General features: G+C 57.3%; 4 protein-coding genes. All 4 read right to left on the bottom strand.

What is annotated here, in order from left to right; translation table 11 throughout:
- Positions 1–480: 480 nt before the first annotated feature.
- Entirely contained in the window at positions 481–1,680 is a 1,200-nt protein-coding gene (locus tag B088_RS07845) for a hypothetical protein (protein WP_018107877.1), read from the bottom strand.
- A 58-nt stretch (positions 1,681–1,738) separates the two neighbouring features.
- Positions 1,739–2,839: a hypothetical protein gene (locus B088_RS07850; RefSeq protein WP_038974039.1), complete on the bottom strand. Its 1,101-nt coding sequence runs from the start codon at positions 2,837–2,839 to the stop codon at positions 1,739–1,741.
- Positions 2,840–3,077: 238 nt separating this feature from the next.
- Complete coding sequence (locus B088_RS07855) at positions 3,078–4,331, bottom strand: ROK family protein (RefSeq protein WP_018107879.1); 1,254 nt, start codon at positions 4,329–4,331, stop codon at positions 3,078–3,080.
- Positions 4,332–4,518: 187 nt separating this feature from the next.
- Complete coding sequence (locus B088_RS07860) at positions 4,519–5,730, bottom strand: C45 family peptidase (protein ID WP_018107880.1); 1,212 nt, start codon at positions 5,728–5,730, stop codon at positions 4,519–4,521.
- Positions 5,731–6,278: the final 548 nt, after the last annotated feature.

Consider the following 6,278-nt stretch of genomic DNA (forward strand, 5'->3'; position numbering starts at 1 on the left):
TCCCGCGACCCCGCCAGGGTGTCGCACTTACCAGTCAGGCAATAAGTGCGACACCCTGGCGGGGTCGTATATCTTTACCGGGGTCCTCTTTCCCGGGGTCTTCGGCACTTTGTGCCTCGACACCCGGTCTAAAAAGCGATGATCCCTCCGGGGCTTCGCCCCTGCGGGATCGGCAGGCGGTAGCAGTAGAGCTGGGATCAGTCGACAGGATTGCACAGCGACAGGGATTATCACTTCTTTACTTTAAGGCTCAAGTGCGCCACCCCTGGGCCCCCCCTCGGAGTCGTTACTTACTGATACCGCTATTAGTGAAGTCTATTACCGGTAATAGTCGTCACTAATAGCGGTAATAGATCCGACTAATACCGGTAATAGAAGTGTCGGATCTCATGCTTATGAGAACCAGGTACTTGCAGAAAGAATTCTTCGTCGCCCGGACTGACGGTAACCGGGGTATCTGATGCCGCTGCCCCGAGGGACTCAGAGCTGCTCCATCAGCTCGAGGAATCGGACAAAGCCGGTCCGCTCCACCAGCTGAGCCATCTCCCTCCTTGCCTGACTTCGTCGGGTGTTGTCGAGATCGAAATGGAGCAGCACCAGGAGGTACTGCAGTCGTGTCAGGCAGTCGAGCCCGACCTCTATGTGAGATAGATCAGCCTCCCTCAGGAGAGCCTCGGCCTCCGCTCTCCTCCCCTGAGCAACCCTTGCCGCTGCGGTAAAGATCTGCCAAACCTGTCGATGGAAGTACTGCCGCGATGTGGGGAGGTAGTAGCGGTGACCCTGATGGTAGGCGGTATCACTGCAGAGCTGCGCCATCAGGTCCCAGCGGTCGCTCACTATGATCTGCTCGAGGAGGATGTAGTCGAAGTTGCAGATCTCGTCCCTTGCAAACTCCTGATAGCGCTTCCTTACCTCCAGTAGTTCGCTCCAGAGAGGAGCGATTTCCTTCCCCTCGCAGAGTCGGCTCAGCAGCAGGACGCCGTACCGGCGCGCCACCGGTTGCTGGGGCAACTCCTCCGTGACGGGTAGCCGACTTAGCAGCTCAGCATAGTGACTGAGGAGCTCCCTCTGGCCGCTCATGTAGGCGCCGATGCCGCACAGTCCGTAGACGAAGAGCTCTGTCCTCGGCCGTGTCTCCTCGCTCTGCAGCTGGAGGTACTCCTTGAGGAGACCCCGGTACTCCGGATTATTGATGTGATCGATGAGGGGGAAGCACTCCATGAGCTGCTTCTGTCCCAGGGGCGACTTGATCAGGGCGGTGGCTAACTCTCTTCGATACGGCTCATTTGAGATCATGAGGCGGACGAAGTGGTCGCTGATTATCCATGGATGATCCTGTTCGGGCTCCACCCCTTGAGCTAAGTTCTTGAGGATCGTGATCTGCGCCTCGAGGATCGGGTCTCTCCCCTTCCTCATCAGCTCCAGTAGCTCCTCGTAGTCCTGCATGCCGAGGTATCTCGCAAGGATAGTTAGTGTGCCGGTCTCGAAGCCTGACTTATTCCCCGGGATCAGACCGAAGAGCCTCCGGAGAGTCTGCGATGAGACGGTCTCACTGAGCAGTCTCCTCCTGATGGCGTGTGAGAGGGCGTCGCAGTCCCCCTTCGTCGTGATCGGGGCGCCATGCTCCATCTCCAGGGCTGCTCGGAGGGTCTCCAGGGTATGTGGGTCTAAGCGTGGCATAGTAGGTATCGGACTGTCGGTGTATTATCGGCTGGGCGGGGGTGGGCTCGTAGGGATCTCATAGTGTCAGCTCCCTTGCGAGGGAGAGAAAGAGAGTGAAGCCGGTCGACGTGCATAGCTGCCTCACCTCCTCCAGCACTCTCTCACGCTCGTGCCGGTCGAGACGACTGTGCAGCAGGACGAGGTGATGCTGCAGTCTGGTGGTACACTCCCAGCCGACCATCGTCTGGCTAAGGTCGACTGCCCGGAGCGTCCTCAGTGCCTGATCCCCATTCCCGTGGGAGAGCTGTGCGGCGGCACTGTAGATCCTCCACACCTGGTGGTGAAAGCGCTGACGCGAAGCGGGGAGATAGAGGGCGCTGCTCTGCTCGTGGTGGAAGTCCCCTCCCAGCTCGGCGATGATGTCCCACCGGTCTGTCAGGAGGAGGTGCTCAAAGAGGATGTAGTCGAAGTTGCAGATCAGCCCCTTGGCCTCATCGCCATACCTCCCTCTCACCTCCATGATCTCCCTGAGGAGTCCGTCGATAGCCTTCCCTTCTCTCAGATCCCTCAGCAGTAGCAGACCATACCTGCGGGCGACGGGCAGCTGGTGCAGCTGCGGTGTGATCTCGACCTGCGCCTGGCGATCGATGCAGCGGGATAGGCACTCCCAGTCCTCACTCATATAGGCGCCAAGTCCCAGGAGACCGTAGACAAAGAGCTCACCCTGCGCTCTCCCCTCCTCCTCCTGTAGTCTCAGGTACTCCTCGAAGAGCCTGCGATACTCCTGATTATTCACCCAGTCCATCATCGGGAAGCTCTCCATCAGCTGCGTGCGGCTGTAGGGCTGACGTATCAGGGTCGACAGTAACTCCTCCGGGAGGTCTCCCCCGGAGACAAGGGAGCCGACGAAGTAGTCACTGAGGAGCCAGGGCTGTCGCTCCGAGCAGGGTTCTATCCCCTGCACGATGCTCTCCAGGATCCTACATTGCGCCTCGAGGATCGGATCTCTCCCCTTCCTCATCAGCTCCAGTAGCTCCTCGTGGTCCTGCATGCCGAGGTATCTTGCGAGGATAGTCAGTGTGCCGGTCTCGAAGCCTGACTTATTCCCCGGGATCAGACCGAAGAGCCTCCGGAGAGTCTGCGATGAGACACTTCTGAGGGAGGTCTTCCTCTGCATATCTCTGGTAAGCAGGTCACAGTCTCCCTTGGTGCGAATAGGGGATCCAAACCTTTTCTCTATAAGATCTCGGAGCCTTAGCTGCTGCTCCGTATCTAGGCGTGGCATGGGGTAGCTGTCTTTCCCGGTAGGACTCTGGCTATTCTGTATAGGTGAGAATGAGAAAGAGGGAGAGCACGATGCCACTCCCTCCTTTTCCTTTGCTTATTATTTCATCGGGAAGATCCCGGACCGATGATCACGCCTCGTCCTCCTCACTGACGGTGAGGTGCTCGATCGACTTCTTGCGGGCCAGCATGCAGGCGCCCACCACGCCGGCGTAGCGCATCAGCAGCGAGCGGCGTAGCTTGGTGTCCTGGCTCACCATATTAAGCGAATACTTACGGATCGCCGTCTTGAGCGGCTGCATGAAGTAGTCCCCCGTATTGGCGAGCTGACCGCCGATGATGACGAAGTCGGGATTGTAGAGATTGATCAGCCCGGCGATGTGCATGCCGAGGTTATTGCCGATCTCCTCGAGGATGTCGATACAGAGGATGTCCTCCCTCTGGGTCGCATCGATCAGCAGATCCAGAGTGACGTCCTCAGGATTGGTGATGCCGAAGGGGCCGTCCGGCGATGTGAGGGTGGAGGTGTCTCCCTGAGCGATCCGCTCCTGAAACTTCCGGTACATGGCACTTCCGCTCGCCTCTGTCTCGAGACAGCCCTTCTTACCGCAGTGGCAGAGTACCTCGTTCTCGAAGGCATGGATATGCCCGAGCTCACCGCTGAAGCCGGACTTGCCGGCGTAGGGCTTGCCGTCGATGATGATACCGAGTCCGAGACCCCAGGTGACATTGATGTAGAGGATGTTTCGCCCCTCCTCACGGATGTGAGTCATATACTCTCCGTAGGCGCTGGCGCGGGAGTCATTGTCGACCCAGACCGGGATCCGGAAGCGCTCTGTGAGGATCTCGCCGAGAGGTCTCTCGCTGAAATTGAAGTACGTGTAGCTGCTCCCGGTCTCGGGATTGATCCTGCCGAAGAGGTTGAGCCCGATGGATACGAGATCCTTGCGCTTGACTGTACTCTCATGATCGATGTAGTGGTCGATCCGCTGGCAGATCTCCTCGAGGCACTCGGGGGTGTTCTCAAACTTGAATGGGATATCCATCACCTCCTGTACCTGATCGCCACAGAAGTCCATCATCATCATGTGCATCTTCCCCTGTGTGAAGTCCACGCCGAGGAAGTAGACATTGGTGGGATCCAGTCCGAAGAGGAAGGGGTGTCGTCCGCCGGAGGTCTCCAGCTTGCCGTAGCTCCGCATCAGACCACCATCGATCATCTCATTGACATACTTACTCGTCGTAGGCACACTCAGCTCCAGCTTCCTGGAGAGTATGGGGAGGGTTTCCGGGCCCTCGTCGATGATGTGCTCGATGATCCTCCTCTTGTATCGAAGGCTCTTCGATGTGGAGTTAAATCTATTCTTGAATTCTTCTGCCGTCATAATACTATTAAGATTTCCCTTGACTGGTCAAAGATAGTAATAAAAAGCGTAGCCTCAAAGGGGAATCCATTTGATTTTTCTTAAACCAAGGGCTTGAGACTCGATTTGCTTACCGATCCTGCTGCTTAGGTACGGAAATGATAAGCTACTTGAGGGTCTCGGTGGAGGTGTCTGTCGCTCTCTCAGATCAGTGGGTGGCGGCGCTGCCCTTGGTACCGGCGGCGGAGCGAAGGAGGACCATACAGCGCTCTATGTAGGCTGAGGTGAGAGCCTTGCGCTGCTCACGGCTCCGAGCGTCGTGGATGGTGGGCAGAGCCTCTTGCTCCAGGGCCTGGATCCGCTGCATCAGTCCGGTGCCATCCTTGCTGATGATCACCGGAAGGTAGAGGTATCGGGTCTGCTCCACAGTATGGAGGGGAAAGAGCTCCCCCTTGATCTCCAGCGCCAGCTCCGCGATCGTGGCCCCGGGCGCATCCTTCTGCGGAAGGGCAAGCTCGGCAGGCACTTCAGCCCACGCCCAGACCGGTACCAGCGGGCAGATGTAGGGCTGTGCCACCTGTATCCAGGAGGTGGCATCGGCAGGATCCTCGCCGGGAGCGACGCCCTCCGTGATGGTGACGGAGGCGGAGTCGTAGCGGGCCATCAGGTCATCGGTCAGGATGAAGCCCTTGGGGAAGCTGTTGTGCTTCAGATACTCGGTCCCATAATCGATCCCCAGCTGAGCGTTATAGAGGGAGCGGGAGAGTGAGTTGGTGATGTAGCCGATCGTCACGGGGCCGTCTAGCTCGGAGAGCAGCTCACGAGCAGCGCAAGCGCGCACGTAGCCCAGACCGCGATCCTTCTCTCCCGTCTCGGAGTAATTGGAGCGGACGATGTATCCTCCGGGTGCGGTATTGGCATCCTCCTTCGTCCAGGTGTAGTTATTCACCTCATAGATCGCCGCACCGCCCTTGGCATCGATGACACCGAAGTGTGTCGCCAGACCCATCGGCTTGACCATAGCGTCGAGGAGCTGCTCGAAGTCCTTGAGCGTCTCGCACTCCTCCAGGGCCCGGCGCATCACGTAGCCCTCCCGATCGGCGATGGAGGCGGGGTCGCCCTTATTGACATTGAAGGAAGCACTATTCATGATCCCGAAGCCCCGCTCGTTGTGACCGCTCCAGATCTGCTCGCCCTTCTTGTCCTCGACATTGGAGATGCCGATGTACCACCAGCCCTTGGGGGACTGGTGGCGGGAGACATAGTTGTGATAGTAGTCGGTGTCTCGCACCTTCCAGAGCATCGGGCGACCGGTCAGGGTCGACTTGCCGGAGAAGACTGCTGTGGTGCAGGCGAAGGAGAGGGCTGACAGGGAGGCGAGAAGAGCCGCCGAGAGCACGAGGATAAGTGATTTCTTCATAATCGTAAGTGATATGATAAGGGGTACTTCTGTATTGGTCAAAAGCTATCTGCCTGCTAATGTACCACTTTTCTCCATTCTGTATGGAATGTACACACACTCTCTCTCATAAGGCGGTAATGGATTACGTGGCGAGGGAGACGACGAGGCGCTCTCGGGTGACGGTGATCTTACGAGAGTGCGAGCTCCCCAAGTGCCTTAAGACTGTGCCGGGAGAATAGCTGAAGTGTCTCTTACGCTCACCCTGCTGACCAATTGTGCCTCGAGTTGCACTTAGGAGACAGGTCGAGACGCAAGGAGATATAGAGCGGTGGTCGAGGTGGTATCTTTGCGGTACGAATTAGCCAGAGTTCTGGATGGCATCCGAGGGGTCTAAGCGCAGGGGTGACGTTTTTGGATTTGCCCGAGGTCTCGCTGAATAAAAAACAAGAAAAATGTCTGAAAATCAGGGCGTTAAGCTTGCACAGTCTGAGAATTATTCGTACCTTTATACCTGATAATCAATCGTTTGTCTCTCTTTTTAAGCGTTATTAGGTATGAATAATTTG

The organism is Porphyromonas bennonis DSM 23058 = JCM 16335 (genome assembly GCF_000375645.1).
Classification (GTDB): domain Bacteria; phylum Bacteroidota; class Bacteroidia; order Bacteroidales; family Porphyromonadaceae; genus Porphyromonas_A; species Porphyromonas_A bennonis.